General features: G+C 68.3%; 1 pseudogene. It reads left to right on the top strand.

The window, feature by feature from the left end:
• Positions 1-73: 73 nt before the first annotated feature.
• Positions 74-840 (top strand): annotated as a pseudogene (locus ACGWYJ_RS38910) (transposase family protein); the annotation flags it as partial.

The raw sequence follows: 840 nt of genomic DNA, 5'->3' as shown, positions 1-840 counted from the left end.
CTCCCGGCAACAACAAAACCCCGGGTAGTCGGGTTGATCACCACAATCCACGCCAGACCACCAGGGGCTTCGCATGTTGTTGTACCGTGCTTCGCTGCCGTTGTCGCGTTCGACCCTGAAGTACGTGACCGGAGTCCTCCGGCGGCACCGTGCGCGCCTGGATGGCAAGGACCGGGCGCTGTCGCCGGGCATGCAGGCGCTGATGGTGCTGGTCCACCTGCGCAAAGGTGAGACCTTCGCCGAGCTCGGCGCCGGGTTCGGGGTATCGACCACCACTGCGTGGCGGTACGTCAACGAGACCGTCGAACTGCTGGCCGCGCGTTCGCCCAAGCTTGCCCAGGCCCTGCGCAAGGCGGTCGAAGACGGGCTGCTCCATCTGGTCCTGGACGGCACCCTCATCCCGATCGACCGCGTCGCCGCCGACCGGCCGTTCTACTCGGGAAAGCACCGCAAGCACGGCATGAATCTGCAGGTCATCGCCGCCCCAGACGGCACGATCGTGTGGGTGTCGGGCGCGCCGCCCGGCGCGGTACACGACCTCAAGGCCGCTCGGATCTGGGGCCTGTTGCGGGCGCTGAAGGCCACCGGGCTGCTGGTACTGGCCGACAAGGGTACAACGGCGCGGGCAAACCGCTACTCACCCCGTACAAGGGCCGCAACAAGCCCGAGCACCTCACGGACGCCAACCGGTCCCACGCCCGGCTGCGCGGCCCCGGCGTGCGCGCGAATGCGCAGTTCAAAAGCTGGCGGATCCTCCGCAAACTGCGGTGCTGCCCGCACCGCGCCGGCCGCCTAGCCAAGGCCATCCACGTGCTACAGGCTCGCGAGACTCAGGCCAAC

The sequence above is a fragment of the Actinomadura sp. SCN-SB genome, assembly GCF_043906805.1.
In the GTDB taxonomy this organism is placed as follows: domain Bacteria; phylum Actinomycetota; class Actinomycetes; order Streptosporangiales; family Streptosporangiaceae; genus Spirillospora.
Note: the sequence above shows the minus strand (reverse complement) of the source record. Positions and strands in the feature narration are given on the sequence as shown.